The 16979-nt window shown below is 60.9% G+C and carries 15 protein-coding genes; 6 read left to right on the top strand and 9 right to left on the bottom strand.

The genetic code is table 11. The annotated features are described in order from the left end of the window. Window positions 1-17 precede the first annotated feature (17 nt). The 4 genes from DOCECA_RS08375 to DOCECA_RS08360 all read right to left on the bottom strand — a co-directional run bounded on the left by DOCECA_RS08375 (window position 18) and on the right by DOCECA_RS08360 (window position 2891). Window positions 18-512: a GNAT family N-acetyltransferase gene (locus tag DOCECA_RS08375; RefSeq protein WP_420766829.1), complete on the bottom strand. Its 495-nt coding sequence runs from the start codon at window positions 510-512 to the stop codon at window positions 18-20. 54 nt (window positions 513-566) lie between these two features. Further along, on the bottom strand, window positions 567-1688 hold the full coding sequence (zapE, locus tag DOCECA_RS08370; protein WP_445571739.1) for a cell division protein ZapE: 1122 nt from the start codon (window positions 1686-1688) through the stop codon (window positions 567-569). Window positions 1689-1781: 93 nt separating this feature from the next. Continuing rightward, window positions 1782-2123: a nuclear transport factor 2 family protein gene (locus DOCECA_RS08365; RefSeq protein ID WP_434611252.1), complete on the bottom strand. Its 342-nt coding sequence runs from the start codon at window positions 2121-2123 to the stop codon at window positions 1782-1784. A gap of 51 nt (window positions 2124-2174) precedes the next feature. After that, complete coding sequence (locus tag DOCECA_RS08360; protein ID WP_434563892.1) at window positions 2175-2891, bottom strand: helix-turn-helix transcriptional regulator; 717 nt, start codon at window positions 2889-2891, stop codon at window positions 2175-2177. Between the two features lie 147 nt (window positions 2892-3038). Here DOCECA_RS08360 and DOCECA_RS08355 point away from each other — a divergent pair, with 147 nt between their 5' ends. Beyond that, window positions 3039-3509: an LEA type 2 family protein gene (locus DOCECA_RS08355; RefSeq protein WP_434563890.1), complete on the top strand. Its 471-nt coding sequence runs from the start codon at window positions 3039-3041 to the stop codon at window positions 3507-3509. A 1-nt stretch (window position 3510) separates the two neighbouring features. Here DOCECA_RS08355 and DOCECA_RS08350 read toward each other — a convergent pair whose 3' ends face one another. Beyond that, a complete protein-coding gene (locus DOCECA_RS08350; protein ID WP_420766824.1) occupies window positions 3511-4434 on the bottom strand; it encodes a carbon-nitrogen hydrolase family protein in 924 nt (307 codons plus the stop codon). A gap of 84 nt (window positions 4435-4518) precedes the next feature. Here DOCECA_RS08350 and DOCECA_RS08345 point away from each other — a divergent pair, with 84 nt between their 5' ends. Beyond that, window positions 4519-5427: a LysR family transcriptional regulator gene (locus DOCECA_RS08345; protein WP_420766823.1), complete on the top strand. Its 909-nt coding sequence runs from the start codon at window positions 4519-4521 to the stop codon at window positions 5425-5427. A gap of 4 nt (window positions 5428-5431) precedes the next feature. Here DOCECA_RS08345 and DOCECA_RS08340 read toward each other — a convergent pair whose 3' ends face one another. Continuing rightward, entirely contained in the window at window positions 5432-5686 is a 255-nt protein-coding gene (locus tag DOCECA_RS08340; protein ID WP_039591001.1) for a hypothetical protein, read from the bottom strand. Between the two features lie 164 nt (window positions 5687-5850). Here DOCECA_RS08340 and DOCECA_RS08335 point away from each other — a divergent pair, with 164 nt between their 5' ends. Next, on the top strand, window positions 5851-6168 hold the full coding sequence (locus DOCECA_RS08335; protein ID WP_420766822.1) for a DUF883 family protein: 318 nt from the start codon (window positions 5851-5853) through the stop codon (window positions 6166-6168). A 60-nt stretch (window positions 6169-6228) separates the two neighbouring features. On the opposite strand, the gene DOCECA_RS08330 is transcribed toward DOCECA_RS08335, so the two are convergent. Continuing rightward, window positions 6229-7260, bottom strand: a complete 1032-nt coding sequence (locus DOCECA_RS08330) for an Ldh family oxidoreductase (protein ID WP_445571738.1) — start codon at window positions 7258-7260, stop codon at window positions 6229-6231. 777 nt (window positions 7261-8037) lie between these two features. On the opposite strand from DOCECA_RS08330, the gene DOCECA_RS08325 reads away from it, so the two are divergent. Both DOCECA_RS08325 and DOCECA_RS08320 read left to right on the top strand, forming a co-directional pair. Beyond that, window positions 8038-12330, top strand: a complete 4293-nt coding sequence (locus DOCECA_RS08325; protein WP_445572152.1) for a dermonecrotic toxin domain-containing protein — start codon at window positions 8038-8040, stop codon at window positions 12328-12330. Window positions 12331-12520: 190 nt separating this feature from the next. Continuing rightward, window positions 12521-13519, top strand: a complete 999-nt coding sequence (locus DOCECA_RS08320) for a FecR family protein (RefSeq protein WP_445571737.1) — start codon at window positions 12521-12523, stop codon at window positions 13517-13519. 44 nt (window positions 13520-13563) lie between these two features. Here DOCECA_RS08320 and pvdQ read toward each other — a convergent pair whose 3' ends face one another. Then, entirely contained in the window at window positions 13564-15912 is a 2349-nt protein-coding gene (gene pvdQ / locus DOCECA_RS08315; RefSeq protein WP_445571736.1) for a bifunctional acylase PvdQ, read from the bottom strand. 294 nt (window positions 15913-16206) lie between these two features. Here pvdQ and DOCECA_RS08310 point away from each other — a divergent pair, with 294 nt between their 5' ends. Further along, on the top strand, window positions 16207-16587 hold the full coding sequence (locus tag DOCECA_RS08310; RefSeq protein ID WP_434563878.1) for a fe2+ zn2+ uptake regulation protein: 381 nt from the start codon (window positions 16207-16209) through the stop codon (window positions 16585-16587). A gap of 7 nt (window positions 16588-16594) precedes the next feature. On the opposite strand, the gene DOCECA_RS08305 is transcribed toward DOCECA_RS08310, so the two are convergent. After that, entirely contained in the window at window positions 16595-16783 is a 189-nt protein-coding gene (locus tag DOCECA_RS08305; RefSeq protein ID WP_186631798.1) for a hypothetical protein, read from the bottom strand. Window positions 16784-16979: the final 196 nt, after the last annotated feature.

Here is a 16979-nt window from a genome sequence, read left to right as displayed (position 1 = left end):
CCGAAAAGTCCCCGTTGCTACAGGGGTTTGATCCAGAACAACATACGGCCATGGGCCGGGTCGAACATGCCGGCGGCAAAACCGAACTTGGCATAACTGGCCTGGGCCACGGCGTTGCCTTCCAGCACTTCCAGGGTGATCTTGCAGCACCCACGCTGGCGGGCAATATCTTCGACTTTCTGCAACATCTTCTGGCTCAAGCCCAGCCCGCGAAACGCTGGCATCACCGCAACGTCGTGGACGTTCACCAACGGTCGGCAGGCAAACGTCGAGAAACCCTCGAAGCAATTGATCAACCCTGCCGGTTCACCATTGACGAACGCCAGCACACTGAAGGCATGCGCGCGCTTGGCCAGCTCCTGGGGCAAATGCGCAAGCACTTCGGCCGGTAGCGAATGGCCGCCACCCATCGGATCCTCGGCATAGCCGTTGAGCACGTGGCAAATCGCTTCGGCATGGATCGGATTGCTGTAGCTGGCTTGCAATACAAGGATTTCCTTGGCTTCTTCCATGATCTTCCATCTCGTTTTCGGTATGGCCGGCGGCTTGGCCGCGGCGGGATCCGGTCAGGCGAGGTGACCGAAACGTTGCAATTGCATTTCCTGGAGGCGACTGAGAGTACGGCGAAACGGGAATTGCAGATAGCCCTCCGTGTACAACTGGTCCATCGGAACCTGGGCCGACAGATACAACGGCACCTTTCGGTCATAACACTCATCGACCAGGGCGATGAACCGACGGACGCCATCGTCGTGTATCGACAGCTGCGGCAACTCGCGGTCGCCGGCCTCGACCCGCTCCACCCCGTCCTCGGTGCCACGGGCGATACGCCCTTCACGCTGTTCGGCGCTCAGGCACGGGACATCGCTGAGAAGGATGGCGCTGAAACGGTCGCACAGCGCCATGAAGTCGACGGCCGAGAACGGTTGTTCGCAGAGATCCGGATAGCGGCTCCAGAGCACCTTGTCACAAGCCTTGAGCGCCACAACCTGGCGATGGCCGACTTCGATCGGCTGACTGACAGGTGCCTGCCCCTTGCTCAACCGGTCGAAGACCTCCGCCAAAGGGTCCGCCTGGGCCGGGTCACGCACCCAGTAGCGCTGCTGCAGCGCCCCCGGGTGCTGGCGGTGGTCTTGCCAGCCGTTGACCGGAACTACTTGCATGTAGCGTTTGATGGACGCGATGGTCGGCAGGAATCGCTCCCGGTTATGGCCGCTGGCATAAAGTTCATCCGGCGGCAGGTTGGAGGTGCTGACCACAACCATGCCCAATTCGAACATGACCTGGAACAGGCGGCCAAGAATGATCGCATCGCCGATGTCCGTGACGAACAGCTCGTCGAAGCACAGCACGCGCACTTCTCGGCTCAACTCCCGCGCAAGCGCCTGCAACGGGTCCGGTGTGCCGGTGAGCTGGAACGAGCGCTGATGCACCCAGGCCATGAAATGGTGGAAGTGTTGCCGACGGGCCGGAACCTTGAGGCTTTCATAGAAGCGGTCCATGAGCCACGTCTTGCCGCGCCCGACCGGCCCCCACAGATAGACGCCCTTGATCGACTTGCGGCCCTCATGCAATGCCTTGTGGCATTGCTCAAGGGCCATGATGGCCAACTCCTGGGCTTCATCCTGGACAAAACCATGGTGTTCGATAGCGTGTTGCCAAGCGCTCAAGGGTGAGTCGAAAGTCATACGGCCCGGGTCCGGAAGGCAAAGGTGGGGAGTATGCCATGCGGGGCGATCCCGTGCGTTTCTCCTCAATTGGGTTTACCCAAACCCCACCCCCTAGACAGAAATATCCAACCGGCTGATCTTCCCCTGCTCATCGAGTCGGAAGGTATAGCGCAACTCGAGCGGGCTGCCAGGGAAGGTCCCGGAGATCAGGTTGTGGACCAGCACCTTTCCAGTACGCTGCTGCACGTTGAGCACTTCCACCCGTGGCTGGTAGCGCCGCGCGGTGTCTTCCATCCATTGAGCGATGGCCCGGGTGCCGACCCGATGGTTGCCTTCATCGAACACATTGGCGTCTTCGGCAAAGAAACGCGTCACCGCCGAGCTGTCACGGGCGTTGGCGGCGGCAATGTAGCCGGCGATGGCCGGCGCCAGGGAAGAGACGGGATTGGACATGTCAGGGCTCCTTGTTTTTTCGTTTCAAGGCCATGCTAAAACAGCGCTGTGTCAGTTTTTGTCAGGAGTGAAACGCCCCGTCTCGTCGAGATTCATCAGCGCAAACCAGGCGCGCAGCCAGTCACTGCGCCTGCCTGGATAACGCTCGCCCTGGACGACGGCCGAGGCAATCCGGTCCGTGCGAAAAGTACGATAGGCGCCACGCAATTCGCACCAGGCCACCACCACCCGAGCCTCATTGAAAAAACCCAGGGCCAGCGGCCAGATCAAGCGCTGGCTCGGGGCCTTGTTCACATCGGCGTAGTCGATATGCAGCTTGGCCTGCGTGCGAATGGCCTGGCGATAGACATTCAGCTCGACAGTGTTTTGCGGATAGCCGTAGCCCGCCGGGCCCGGTAATACGGTGGGGTTGTGCAGCGCATCGCGCAAACCGGGCGCCAGCACCGCCTCGACCTTGGCCAGGGCATCGGCGGCTGCCTTGCCCAGCACCTCGTCGCCGCGCTGGTCGACATAACGCAAACCCAGCACGATGGCCTCGATTTCATCGGCGGTGAACATCAAGGGCGGCAAGAACAGGCCGCTGCGCAGCACATAGCCGATGCCTGCCTCGCCCTGGATCGGTGCGCCGAGGGCCGTGAGTTCGGCGATATCGCGATAAAGCGTGCGCTCGGAGACCTTCAACTCGCCCGCCAATGTCGCAGCCGTGACTGGGCATCGCTTGCCCCGCAAGACTTGCAACAAAGTAAGCAGCCGAGTGGTTCGCGACACGATGATAGGCCCACGAGGAAAGTTGCAGCAGATTAGCAGAGGCTGGTGTCAGAAACTGTCAGTAGGCGACACCGCTTTGACTTGAGCCTCATGGCGAGTGGAATGTTATTGTCCTGTCCCACCCGCCCCAACGCGAGAGCCCCTTTCATGCGCACAATCCGCGGCTTGTCCTTCATTTTGATAGTGCTCAGCCTGAGCGCCTGCGCCCTCTTCCAGCAACGGGATCCGCTGAACATCAACGTGGTCGGTATCGAGCCGTTACCCAGCCAGGGCATGGAACTGCGCTTTGCGGTGAAACTGCGCTTACAGAACCCCAACGAAACCACTATCGAGTACAACGGCGTCGCGCTGGACCTGGAAGTCAACGGCCACACCCTGGCGACGGGGGTCAGTGACCAGAGCGGCTCGATCCCACGTTTCTCCGAAGGCGTATTAAGCGTGCCGGTGAGCATCTCGGCCTTTTCGGTGCTGCGCCAGACGCTGGGCCTGAGCCAGACCCAGCGCCTGGACAACCTGCCCTATGTACTCAAGGGCAAGCTCGCCGGCGGTGTATTCGGCACGATGCGCTTCGTCGACCGCGGGACCCTTGACTTGCCAGGCGCCTCGGCCACCTGGTGACTCATGCAGTGAAGCGCACGCCCGGCTTGGCCCGCTCGTCCACCACCAGTTCGAACACGTCGGGCCGGGCGTAGTGGCCGACCACATCATAGTCATAGCGCGCACGCACCAATTCGTCGGTGTCGATTTCAGCGGTCAGCAACCCGGCGGTACCCTTCAACGGGCCAGCCAGCACGTCCCCCATGGGGCCAACGATCACGCTGCCGCCGGCGATCAATGGCCGTTGTGCCGGCCAGTTAGCCACTTCGACTCCCAGCGCCTCGGGGGATGCCTGGACCTGGCAGGCACTGACCACGAAGCAACGACCTTCGTGAGCGATATGCCGCATGCTCACTTGCCACATCTCCCGCTCATCCACCGTTGGGGCACACCAGACGTCGACGCCTTTGGCATACATCGCCGTGCGCAGCAGCGGCATCATGTTTTCCCAGCACACCGCCGCGCCCACGCGACCCACCTGGCTGTCGATCACCGGCAGAGTCGACCCGTCGCCCTTGCCCCAGATCAACCGTTCTGTGCCGGTGGGCATCAGCTTACGGTGCTTGGCCACCAAGCCGGCGTCGGGCTCGAAGTACAGGGCCGTGCAATACAAGGTATTGCCGGCCCGCTCGATAACACCCAGCACCAGGCTTGCCCCGGTGCGCGCCGACAGGCCGGCCAATGCCTCCGTCTCGACGCCAGGTACGTCGATGGCGTTGGCGAAGTAGCGAGCGAACGCCTCGCGTCCTTCCGGTAGCCGATAGCCCAATTGCGTTCCAAAACCCTCGCCCTTGGGATAACCACCCAGCAGCGCCTCCGGCATTACGACCAAACGAGCGCCCGCGTCGCGAATTGCCTCTTCATAGGAAAGGATCTGCGTCAGTGTTTCGGCTTTGCCACCCGGTAGCGAGCCGATTTGCAGGGCAGCGACGATGGATTTGGGCATGGTCTTGAACTCCGTGGTTTCAGGTGTTGCTGATTTTCACGCCACGGCCGATCATCAATAAAGCCCGAAATGCTGCTAAAAGATATGAGCCAAATGAATATCGTCGACGTCGATCTTAACCTGCTGAAAACCTTCGAAGCCTTGCACGACGAATCCAGCGCAAGCCGCGCCGCGTTGCGCCTAGGGGTTACCCAGTCCGCCATCAGTGCGGCGCTGCGCAGGCTTCGCGGCATTTATGACGACCAACTGTTCGTGCGCACGGGTCGGGGCCTGGCCCCTACCTTGCGCGCCAACCAGTTGAAACCCGTCATCAGTGAAGCCTTGGACAAGTGCCGCCAGAGCCTGGCAATGGTCGATCCTGGCGCCAGCCACTACGAAGGTCGATCCGTCATCCTCGGCTTGTCCGATGATTTCGAGATCGCCTATGGACGCCGCCTGATAGAGGAAGTGGCACGACGGGCGCCGGGCCTGCGCTTGATCTTTCGCCAGACCCATAGCCAGATCGTCGGCAGGGCCTTGATGGAGCGCAGTCTGGACCTGGCGATTACGGCGGGGGGATTTACCGAACGGCTGCTGAGTCGCAGGGTCCTCGGCGAAGGTGGCTACGCTTGCCTCATGGATCCGGCCAGTCTGGCAGCGGGCCAGCAGGACCTTACCCTCGAAGCCTTCGTGGCGCGGGAGCATCTGTTGGTGTCGTCCGGCGGCTTCATCGGCATCACCGATGAGGGGCTGGCCGCGCTGGGCCTGCGACGAAGAGTATGTGCCTCGACCACGCATTTTGCGGCGCTGCCGTTCCTGCTCAAGGACAGCCAGGCCGTGGCGACCATCCCAGACCATGCCGCCCGCGCCATCGCCCAGCTCAGCGGCCTGGCATTGGTGCCCTGCCCGCTGGCCTTGCCGCGCTATCCCATCGAGCTGGGGTCGCGGACCCACGGGCAGAAGGACCTGGCGGTGGACAAGGTGCGCGAGGCTATCATCGCGACCTTTGCGTAAGTTTTTATTTATTGGCGGCCATCAGTCGATTGACCTCGCTGCGCACCATGTTGGCGTATTCCGGAGGCGACATGCCGTCCAGTTCTGCGCGTACCCATTCGGCCCACTTGCCCTTGCGCTTGGAACGCTCGCCGAACAACCGGGCGGCGTCGCCCTTGGCCTTGCCCAGGTTGTTCTGCCAAAGCTCGAAGAGCCGGGATTTTTCGTCTTCCAGCGCGGCGCGCTCGGCCAGGGGCCTGTCAGCCAGATTGAAACTCATGGGGCATTTCCTGTTGCGTAAATAGGCGGCATCTTACACCTTGCGGGGAAACGGCTTAACACCGAATTGGCCCTGCGCTGTACGGACGCACCCCTGGCGCTGCAACTTTTACCGAAGCGTGGCACTCCACTGTTTACTGCCATCCATCCTCAAGGAGCACCTCAATGGCCCGTAAAAGCGCCGCGCAACCGAACGGAGAGCAAATCAAGGATCAAGCCTTCAGCGAACTGAAGGCATTGATCGAAGAGTCGGAAAAATTACTCAAGAGCAGTGCGTCCTTGGTCGGCGAGGATGCTGAAAACCTGCGCGGCCAGATCGCCCTGAAACTGCAACAGGCTTTGGATGCGGTTGCCAGCGCCCGGGAGCGCACGCGGCCGATGGTCGATGCAACGCAAGTCTATATTGGCGGGCACCCTTGGCAGACTGTGGCTATTTCCGCGGGGTTTGGCCTCGTGGTGGGATTATTGCTCGGGCGACGTTGAGCACCGACCCATGGCAAGGGAGACCGCTCCCTTGCCATGAAAAAACCACTGGCCTTCGGTCTACGCTCCCGCCAGTTCCCTCAACTGAGCGTACGCCTGCTCATCCAGCGTGATGCCCTGTTCTGTGGACTTGCCGCGCTCCCGGTGCCGACGATCCCCGGGCAAACGGCGTAGCCCCACCCCGTGCATCTGCCTGACGAGTTCCTGGCTGCGCTCGGCAAATCCTTGCCCAGCGGCCTTGCTGGGGTCGATCACGATCAACAATTGCCCAGTCCAAGGCGTTTTGGCGCCGGGGTGATTGCGCCAGTCGAACTCGAAGGAAAAATTGCCCCCGGTTAACGCCGCCGCCAGCAATTCGACCATCATCGACAACGCCGACCCCTTGTGCCCACCAAATGGCAAGAGCGCCCCGCCTTCGAGAATTGCCTTCGGGTCGCGGGTCGGCTGGCCCAGGATATCCACCCCCATTCCCGGCGGCAGCAGCTCGCCTTTGCGCGCGGCAATCTGCACATCGCCGTGGGCGATGGCGCTGGTGGCAAGGTCGAAGACGATCGGCTCGCCACCGGCGCGTGGCGCGGCGAAAGCGATGGGGTTGGTGCCGAACAAGGGGCGGTCCGCGCCATGAGGCACTACGCAGGTCATGCTGTTGACAACGCTCAGTGCCACCAACCCTTCATAGGCAAACGGCTCGACGTCCGGCCAAAGCGCCGCGAAATGATGAGAGTTGCGGATCGCCAGCACCGCGATACCGGCGCTGCGGGCCTTTTCCACCAGCAAGGGCCGCGCGGCCGCCAGAGCGGGCTGGGCAAAGCCATTGCCGGCGTCCACCCGTACGAAACCTGAGGCGACATCCTCGACCACCGGCACGGCTCGGCCGTCGACCCAACCGCTTTTGAGCGTGGAGACATAACCCGGCATGCGGAACACTCCATGGCTATGGGCCCCGTCGCGCTCGGCTGCGGCGCAGTTTTCGGCGAGGGTGCGGGCGACCTCTGCCGATGTGCCGTGGCGCAGGAAGATCTGCTCCAACAGCCCAACCAAGGCGTCAAGGGATAACGTGCAAGGACCGGTGTGATCGGGAAGCGCGGACATCTGAAGCTCCTGAGTGATTGTAGGAGGTAGCAACAGCGTTGAAACGACAAGACTTGGGCTGATTAACACTGCCCCATGAGCGCGCTGTCAACCTTTGCGCAAGCAACCCTTTGGGCCGGGGCGTTCGCCAGCGAGCCTGGCAGACACGCCCATCGTCCATGCGGTAACTATGTACCACCTGTGCCCTTTCAGCGTGGCCTAGTCTGGCCGCTTCATCCACCGGGACGCCGCATTGGCCTGCCCTGACGAGAAGCGACGATGAGCACAGCAGCACTGCCGTTATTATTTCCCCAGCTGTTGGCCGCCAAGGGCTTGGATGAGCTGGAGGCACACCATGGCCTGACGCAGGCCGACCTCGACTGGCTGCAAAACGTTTCGCTGCCCACCCATGCGCAACGCGCCGCACAGACGCCTCCGATGATCGCCGAGACCATCCAGTTCAGCGCCGAAGGCAAGCCGGCCATTGCGTTGGCTGGCTGCTTTTGCCTGCGAACCACGCCCAGACGCGGCGATACCGCCGTCGATCCAGCATTCCTGTACACGCCATGGGACGGCGTTCGCAAGTTCGACAGTCCCGCAGCGCTCCGGGCCTGGATTGACCAGACATTGCTGGACAACCGCGATCGCAACAATCTGTTTCGGCTCCTGTCGATTGCCCAGCGCAGCGAACTGAAGGGCACGACGGATATCGAACAATCCTGGCAGGCCATCGACGGGGACGTTTTCGAGACTCAAATCAACACCATCGAACATGCCCAGCACCACAACGTGCTGTCCATGGTGGAGGAATTGGTCAAGTTGCCCCCGCTCGCGACGCTGCTGGACCAGATACTGGGCGACGCGCTACCCGGCCTCGATCCCAGGCAGGTACGCATTGCGCTGTCCAGGATCGACTACACCCAGGCGCCCGAGGCGATTCATGTCACCCAAAGCATTCCCCTGAGCGAGGCGGTGCTGGTCTATTTCCACCATCAAGGCTGGCCAGCCGGGCATCTTGCCGACCTGACCCACCCTGACACGCCTGCGTCGTCCTATTCCGGACAGGAGTGGGAAGCGATCATCAAGGGTGCGGCGATAAAGCTGATCCCGAAGCTGATCGATCGTGTCAACGCGTTCTGGGACACCAGCGGCCCCTTCCACACGTCTCGGCGCCAATTCCTGGCCCAATTCATTCAGGACGCCCTGTGGGCGGCCATTCTGATCAAACGAGAAAAAAACCAGCTGACGGAGGCCCAGGGCCGCGAGTTGCTTCGGCTGTTCAGGCCGTCGCGCCGGGACGAGGCAGTGCTATTCATCGAGACGGTGCGCCTCTGGGAATATGCACCTAACTTCGTGGAGCTCGCTGGATCGCTGATGGTCAGCGGGCAAGGTCATTACCTCTACACGCCCACCGACGGCCTTCAAGTCGTTGGCAATTACCTTGGATTCAAAGAAGCGCTGGTCAGCACGCCCGAGCAGAAGGAGGCGATCTACAGCCTGCTGGACCTGGACGAGCGCAACCGGCTCCTGGGTTTCGAGCATCCGCAAATTTGCGGCGAACCGATAGACATGCCTATCGCTGATTCATTGGCTGGCGCGATCATCGACAAACAGACGCACAACCTGCGGTATGCGCTGCAAATGTCCCGCCAGGGCCGGGTGAATGTCCATGCACTGGTCGACAAGGCCCTCGACATACGAGCCTTCATCAGCAACAAGCTACTCAATCAAAAGACCGCCGGACATTGGGGGACCCAGCCCGCTTTCCATGGAAAATTGCGACTTTCCAACTTCCTGGCCGATCAGATGGAAAGAAAGGCCAAGAGCTACATTGATGTGGAAGGCGCCTTCGCTAGCGAATTTTGCAGGCTGCCATCGTTTCTCCGGTCTTCGCTTCAAAACGGACTCAGGCAATTGCTTGCACAGTTGACCAATGTGTTTTCAGTGGGGATTCGCGCAGAGGCTGATCTACGCTCGATCGACGCCACGCTGCCGACAATCGCCCATGAACTGATCACGACGGTGTTCGCCTTCGACCCCGACTACCCGGATCGCCGGCGGCGCATCGGCGTCAGGGGATTCCGGCCAGACGTTTATTCATTGAAACTGACGTGCGCATCGTCCGGCGTCGCCATCTCGCTGCCACTGGCCAACTGTTTTCTATTGACCGAGCGTGGTGGCCTCGATACGCCGTACTCGGGCATGGCGATCGTCTGGACACCTGCCGACGGGCTACAGGCATTCCCCTCGGTCGACCTGGCCACTCGACAATTGAATCGGCAATTGCTCGATTCCCGCAGGCGATTTGGCTTGCTGTCCAACCTTCCCCCGGCCCAGCGCCAGCCCCACCGACGCTATCAACTGGACACCTACGAACTGATCGACGACAACGTTCTGATGAATCGAATGACCTCGTTCATCCACCTTTTCGAGACTGAGTACGCCTACCTGAGTGCCCTGAAAAGCGGGGATTGGCAACTGACCCGCTCGGCACTGGCAAACGGTCTTGAAGCCCTGCTGGAAAAAGGAGCGCCCACCAACCTGAAACGCGCCACGGCCATCGCCCAGGCCAGCAAATACCGGCAAAAACTGCCCGCCTGGCTCGGCGCTGCCCCCCTCGAGGATCAACGTTTGCACGTCGAGATCCTGGAGCAATACAAAAGCAGCGTAGCCGATGGCAAGGATTACCTGGACGGCATCGAACCCCTGCGTACCTACGTGCATAATCGTCTGCAAGCACTGCTGGACGCACGTTTCCCCGAGGACAGACTCAACCCCGAAACCATCCAGATCACGCCAAACCTGGCGGTGGTCGGCCCTGCCAGTTCATTGACCGACTTTGCCTTGCACCCCATCGATGTCACCAGCAAGGGCTTCAAGGTTTCCTCGACCTCCACGCAATCATTGCCAGACAGCCTGAACGAACTGGCGGTGCGGCAGATGTTGTCGTCGCTCGATATCCAGAGCACTTACAAACATCAGGTGAAACAAGCGCTTTGCGGCGCAATTTCCGATGTCCAGCCCAGGAAGCGACGCTTTCGCCAGCAGCTGCCATGGCAATTGTTGCAATACGCTCACTCACATCTTCTGCAACAGCACATTTCCCCGAAGGCGTTCGACTTGATCCTCCAGGTCCTGGACATGCCGGACGCCATCGCCCGTCGAGCGGTCAGGGGTGCCGGTGCGTTCATACGTCCACTGGAGCTGATCAAGACCGGCGGCGCCGCCGCGGTAAGGGCGCTCGGGCTCTATGTGATCAGCTCGAGCGCCGATCCGGCGGACCCTCATGTTTTATATGCTCCCTACCACGAGGGGCATTCCCTGGCCGAGTTCAAGGATGAACCAAGCATCGTCGCCGCCCTCAATGCCCCCGGCGCGCTTCAGGACCTGCTGGTCCGCCGGCTGCCCGAAGACCAGCGAGCCACCTTCCGGAATCTGTTTACCGCCACCCTCGGGCAACTGTCGGAGATTACCCTCGCTTCGAATCCGATCGACACCGATGTATTCGAAACCCTGTACAACGACAACGCGACGTTGCTACTGGATATGCTGGGGACGAAGAACCAGGACCATCGCCCATTCGACTGGGCAACGGTGCTGCACCTGTTCAGTTCTGGGATCGGATTGGTGGGTAGGCAGCTACCGGCCAGGTTGACGTTCCTGGAAACGCTTTGGGAGAGCTATCAGGACTTCAAGGGTTCGGCCGAAGCCCTGCAGCAGCACGACTGGAAAACCGGCCTGCATGATTTCATCGCCGGCGCCGCGGAAATGGTGTCGCTGGGTTTGCTCAATCGCGACGATACATTCGGCCTCCTCGATCCCGCCGAACCGGCCTCGCCAAGCGGCTCCTCGACGCCCGGGTGGCAGGAAATCGCCTGCACCGCGCCACTGCGCACCGACTTACAGGCCTTCGAAGCCATAGGCATCAGCCTCTGGGCGCTCCAGCAGAACCGGGCCGACGGCACCTATGAATCAAACGACGGCGGCAAGTTCTACGTGCCCCTGGCCGGCAAGGTCTATCAAGTGGCAAGGGCCGGCCGGGGCTGGCGCATTATCCACGGTGATGACGAAGGCCCGTTGCTGAGGTATAGCGCCGACGAAACGACATGGGCAATCGACCCAGAGCGACAGACCATTCGTTTCGGCAAGGCGGGGTCGAAAATGGCGGTGACCTATAGCGACTTCAAGGCAAAGGGATCCTTGAACATCGAAGCGCGCGGCATGGCTGAGATACGCAAGAAATATCCTTATCGCGCCAACGTCATCGTACAAGCATTGGAAACCGCCAGATTCTATTCACTGAACGCCTTGCTCAACCTGGAGCAGTTCAAAAAGCAGCCTTTGCCAGGCTCTCGGCTGGATAGTTTCCTGAAGTCATTCTTTGGGGTCCGACAGGTCGACAGCGCCCTGATCGGCAAAGTGGAGACCGCCATTTTCGCGATATGCAGGGCGTTGGCCGACCCCACCTGGGAACAGCAGAACGCCAGCCGTATCGTCATTGGCAATTTGAAATACCTGGAAGACCGGGCAACCGCATTTGTGCTCGAACCTGCGGCCCGCGGGCGAATCTACCTGACGCAGTTTTTCTTCGAACCGGGGCTGGACTGGTACAAGACCGTGGTGCCGGCGTTCTTCAACGTCGACGCGCATGCCCAAGGCGCAACGCTTATCCACGAGATATCCCATCAGCTCATCGACACGATCGACATCATCTACCTGGACGCTGCGCTGCCGTTTCCCGACTTGATTTCAACCTCGACCCACCTGGGGCAAACACGTCATGACACGCAGAAGGAGCTGCAACTCAATGGGCTTTCCCTGGGCACGGCAAAATCCAAGCTGTTCAGACAGTGGGACAGTACCGACAACAGTTACAAGAGCCTGGAGTTGTTGCCAATGTATAAAGACATTGCCAAGGCCATTTTGAAAGTCACCGACACACGGAGTATGGACGAAGCACGAAACGCGTTCTTGAACCCGATTTTGCCGCACAAGCGCATCGACGTCATACTCCGTAACGCCGATTCGGTCACGCTGCTGATTTGTGAATTGGGGCGCCAGCTCGATCCGAGCCCATCGCGTTCCACTTGAGTGCGTTGAGCCGTGGGCATGCCAAGGCCGTTGATCTTTTTTTCACGGCATGTGTGCGACAGTACGACCCGGACCTGGACGCTCCTACGTCTGACCAACGGAAAACTCGATGCATGCCGTGCAAATGCCATCATCCCTGTTCTCGGCAATGGGCCCCGAGGGTTAGAATGCGGCAAACCAGGAAGAGCCCATGACCGAACGTACACTCCCGGAAGCCGAATACGATGCCATCACCGATGCGGCCGCGCATTGGTGCATGCGTCTGCACGCGGACGACTGCACGGATGCCGAACGGCTGGCGTTCAAGCAATGGCACGACGCCGATCCGCTGCACGCCTTTGAATACGCAGCCATGCTGGAAATCTGGGGCGTTGCCGAGCATCTGCCGCGCGTCGAGCCAATGGCCATCCCTGCGACCCAGCGCCCGCGGTCTCGCGCAGGCTCCATGGCGATCGCGGCGACGGTGCTTGCCCTCGGCCTGCCCCTGGCTGCTTTTACCGGTTGGAACATGGGGTGGTTGCCCAACGCCTACCAGCGATTCGAGGCAGGTACGAGCGTGCGTCACATCACTCTTGATGACGGCAGTCAGGTAGAGCTCAACCTCGCAAGCGAGCTGGTGTTTGCCAACTACAAGGACGAACGCCGGGTCACGATGAAAAAAGGCGAAGCGTTTTTCGATGTCCGCCACGATAGCCGCCACCCCTTCGTCGTTCGGGCAGGCCAGGGCCAGGTGCGCGTGACCGGGACCCGTTTCAACGTGTGGATGTACCAGGATCAAGTGCGGGTTACGCTGGTGGAAGGTTCCGTGTGGGTAACCAGCCATCGGGCATCCAAAGCGGGCGGCCAGCAACTGTCACCTGGGATGCAGGCGAGCTACAGGGCTGGCGATTTCCAGCCGAAGGTTCGTGACGTCGCCCTCGATGACAGCTCGCTGGCATGGCGAAGTGGCAAGCTGGTGCTGGATAACCTGGCCCTGTCCGACGCGCTGCCGCTGATCAACCGCTACCTCGACCGTCCCGTGATGCTGGCGGACAACGCAACGGGCACTCTGCGCATCGGTGGAAACTACAACCTGAACGAAGTGAAGAACCTGGTGCCTTCGCTGCCCAAGGTCTTGCCGGTGTACCTGACACAGAACAGCGACGGCAACCTGGTATTGAACGCCATCGCTCGTCCTACCCGAAACTGACATAGGCCGCCTCCCTTGGGGACGCGGCCTGATTGCTCCCACGGCTATTGCGTCGCCACCCTGCCCGCCTGCGCGCCCTCATGGATGGTCTGCGCCTGGTAATGCGGGTCGGCCTTGATCTGCTGTTCAGAGAAAGGCAGCACACTTAATTGCCCCTTCGAGAATGCCTGGGTCTGGTCCGCCGAATAGGGCGATGAAGGATCGCTGGACAGTGAGAACGCCAAGAGTCCCTGTGCGTTGGGTCCGTTGCCGTCAAACGTCACCACTTGCAGATAACTGGTGCCGCTGACCACTTCCCGCTGGCCGTTCGCGCCCGGCATGCTCTGGATGGCGTTATAGATGCCCAGCTCGCCCGGTCCACCGTGAATGGGTATCCGGCGGTCGCCGCTGCGGGTCACCTGCACGTCCCGCCATTGGCTATCCGCTTGCAGTCCCGCAGCGTCCACCGCTTGGACCGATGCGACCATGGCCTGGCTCAGCGCATCAGCCACTGGCGATGCTTCGATCGCCAGGCCGCGCGGGGTATGTTGCGGATCGTTCGGGTCGAACGCGACCCGCCAGATGCCCGGCGCCGCCTGCAATGCCTGCATGATGTGCTGGAAATGGACGAACCCCACGCCGCTGTCCAGGCTGGCGGTACGGTCCCAGGCCTTGAGCTGACTGCATGCCTGCGTCAGGGCCGGTGCATCGGCCCCCAGCTTCTCGGCACAGAAAGCCAGCAGGTCCGGCATGACCTGATCGGCCAGGTATACCCGGTCGTCCATGACCATGCCCTGCAAATCGCTCACCGTTACCGGCCCCGCCTTTTCCAGTTGTCCCAGTCGGTCCAGGGCAAAACGCGCCCGCAGGCCCAGTGGCAGGTCCTGCTGGCTGATCACCGGGGAATAACCGGCCAACGGCTGCGACGGATTGACCATCCACGCCGAATCGTTGGAGTTCTGCACATAATCGCGGCGCAACAGTTGCGGGAGCTTGTCCGCCGCATAGGTACCCTTCTGCACCGCCTTGGGGTCCACATCCCAGGCGCATTCGCCGCGTGAACCGTCCAGCACGATCAGCCGCAGCCCGGCCTTGGGGTCGCTGCATCGGGCAAGCTTGCCGGCATCGACGTTGGGCACCACCGACACGTTCATATAGAGGCTTTGTCCCTGGTCATCAACGGCCAGGGTATTGACCCAGGGAATCCCCTGAATGCGATGTACGGAATCTTGCAGGTCCTTGAGCGTAACGGCTCGATTCATCGCGTACCACTGCGCCAGCACCCGGTCGTTTTCCAGGTTGGCGTCCCGCAGGCTATAGGCGAACCGGTTATCCCAATCCAGTTTCCCGGGCCATTGCACGATCGGTCCGAACTGCGAACCGTAGACCACACGGGAGACCGGCTTGACCTGCCCATCGGCCTGCTTGATGTCCACCGTGACCGTTTGCTGGCTCATGGCAACGGACTTGCCATCCACCAGGTAGCGAGTCGGGTCCTTGGGGTCCAGTTGTAGCCGATACAGGGTAAAATGCTTGGACGTATCGACGGTATGGGTCCAGGCCAAGTGCCGGCTGAAGCCGATATTGATCACCGGTAGGCCCGGCAACGCCGCGCCCATCACGTCCAGCTTTCCGGGGATGGTCAAATGCATCTGGTAAAAACGCATGCCTCCCACCCACGGGAAATGCGGATTAGCCAGCAGCATGCCGCGCCCATTGAACGAGCGTTCGCTGCCGATAGCCAGGGCGTTACTGCCGCGCTCCAGGGCGAAGCGCTGTTGCCGTTGCGCCGCGATGGCGAAACCGGACGCCGAGCCCCCCGCGTCTGCCGTAGCCTTGGGCGGCTGCGCCCCGGCCAACGCCTCGGTGAACTGGCCGACGCCACCCTCCACCAACAGGCGCCGGGTGAGCTTGACAATATCCAGCGCGGTGATTGGCCGCACCCACTCGCTTGCGCATTGTTCCGGCAGGCCTTTGACCTTGCGCTCAGCCAGCGCGCGGTTGTAGCCGGCGGCATAACCTTCCACCAACTGCTGGACCTGGGGCGTCTGCGCCTGCCAGAAACCGGAAACCGCCCGGGGCGTGTTGAGCCACGCAAAAAACACGTCGCTTGCACGATTCTCGCGCTGCTCGACGGTGACCTGTTCCGGACCAAAATAGCGCGAGCGTTGGCCGTTGACGGTCACGATCTCATTGGCCAACAGGCATAGGTTGTCCTGGGCGTACGCATAGCCGATGCCGTATCCCAACCCCCGCTCATCCTGGGCGCGAATATGCGGCACGCCAAAACTGGTGCGACGAATTTCGGCAGTGGCCTGCCCGGCCTCGCCTCGTGCGCTGACAACGGTACTCAAGCCCAGGGACATCCCCAGCAAGACACCGGCAAGGCAAAACCTCGATAACTGCCCGGACATTCCCACACTCACTCCTGATCGATAGCGTACAAAAACCAGGACGGCCGCCGATACGCCCTTGTACGTCCGCCCCGGCCTGGAAGTTCACATGCGCCGCGCTTCAACGCGGATGTGCCTACCTTGAGAACGAACCGGATGAAAAAAAATTAATCGGCTGGCAAGCCGCTTCTACCGGGGTTTGACGGTATCCAGGCATTTTTTTCACACCCACGTCCTCATGATTGGCCGCCCTCGTTCGTCCTATACAGGAGAGCGTTGATGATCTTTTCTGTCAGGCTGGTAAGGAGTCTTTACATGCATAACGCGCAAATGCCCATGGAGGGCAAGCCAGGATCGGCCCGTGTCACGATGACAGCCACAAACCGTACGTTCCCTGGGCCAGCGGAACGAGGCGGCAACGAGCAGATCAAGCGTCTGCTCAAGAGCTATGGGCTCAGGACGAGCCTGATTCGCTTGAAGGTCATCGACGCCTTGCTCAAGGCCGCCGATGAAAACCGCCGGCTGGGTGTACGCGGCGTCCATAGCCAATTGTTGGGGCTGGACATTCCCTTGTCCTTTCTGAGCGTGCGTGAGGTGCTAAAGCGCCTGTGCGGCGAAGGCGTGGTCACGCTCAATTCGGATAAAAGCTACAGCTTGCACCACCAGGCCGTGGCCCTGCTCAACACCGAAGAATGAGCGGCGCTCAAGGCTTGACCTTGCGTCGCATCACGCCGTTGATCACCACGACGATGACCGCCACGGCAATGGCGATGTATTGAAACAGCTGCTCGCTGATCATGCCCTTGCCTTGCATCCAGGACAGTCCGAGCATGATCGCCAGTACGACGAGAACCACCAGAATCGAGTATTTCAAACGTTGCGAATGAGTCATTTGCCAGTTTCCTGAAGTTTTCGTTCTACCCCCTAGCCCTGCGTTTCTTCCACCATAGGCAAGGTGGGTAGGCAGCCAGGATCGCATGGTACAACCGCCTGGGCATATTCGCGCAACGAAAGAGACCTTTCCCACACCTGCCCGTCTACTTTCCTTGGCTCATTATGGGAAAAGTCGTCTTTCGATCCTGGATCTC

Source organism: Pseudomonas sp. E102 (assembly GCF_052660185.1).
Note: the sequence above shows the minus strand (reverse complement) of the source record. Positions and strands in the feature narration are given on the sequence as shown.

Coding starts and splice junctions, on each gene's coding strand:
- DOCECA_RS08375 (WP_420766829.1), bottom strand. CDS start 512: ATGGAAGAAGCCAAGGAAATCCTTGTATTGCAAGCCAGCTACAGCAAT.
- zapE (WP_445571739.1), bottom strand. CDS start 1,688: ATGACTTTCGACTCACCCTTGAGCGCTTGGCAACACGCTATCGAACAC.
- DOCECA_RS08365 (WP_434611252.1), bottom strand. CDS start 2,123: ATGTCCAATCCCGTCTCTTCCCTGGCGCCGGCCATCGCCGGCTACATT.
- DOCECA_RS08355 (WP_434563890.1), top strand. CDS start 3,039: ATGCGCACAATCCGCGGCTTGTCCTTCATTTTGATAGTGCTCAGCCTG.
- DOCECA_RS08350 (WP_420766824.1), bottom strand. CDS start 4,434: ATGCCCAAATCCATCGTCGCTGCCCTGCAAATCGGCTCGCTACCGGGT.
- DOCECA_RS08345 (WP_420766823.1), top strand. CDS start 4,519: ATGAGCCAAATGAATATCGTCGACGTCGATCTTAACCTGCTGAAAACC.
- DOCECA_RS08340 (WP_039591001.1), bottom strand. CDS start 5,686: ATGAGTTTCAATCTGGCTGACAGGCCCCTGGCCGAGCGCGCCGCGCTG.
- DOCECA_RS08335 (WP_420766822.1), top strand. CDS start 5,851: ATGGCCCGTAAAAGCGCCGCGCAACCGAACGGAGAGCAAATCAAGGAT.
- DOCECA_RS08330 (WP_445571738.1), bottom strand. CDS start 7,260: ATGTCCGCGCTTCCCGATCACACCGGTCCTTGCACGTTATCCCTTGAC.
- DOCECA_RS08325 (WP_445572152.1), top strand. CDS start 8,038: ATGGTGGAGGAATTGGTCAAGTTGCCCCCGCTCGCGACGCTGCTGGAC.
- DOCECA_RS08320 (WP_445571737.1), top strand. CDS start 12,521: ATGACCGAACGTACACTCCCGGAAGCCGAATACGATGCCATCACCGAT.
- pvdQ (WP_445571736.1), bottom strand. CDS start 15,912: ATGTCCGGGCAGTTATCGAGGTTTTGCCTTGCCGGTGTCTTGCTGGGG.
- DOCECA_RS08310 (WP_434563878.1), top strand. CDS start 16,207: ATGCATAACGCGCAAATGCCCATGGAGGGCAAGCCAGGATCGGCCCGT.
- DOCECA_RS08305 (WP_186631798.1), bottom strand. CDS start 16,783: ATGACTCATTCGCAACGTTTGAAATACTCGATTCTGGTGGTTCTCGTC.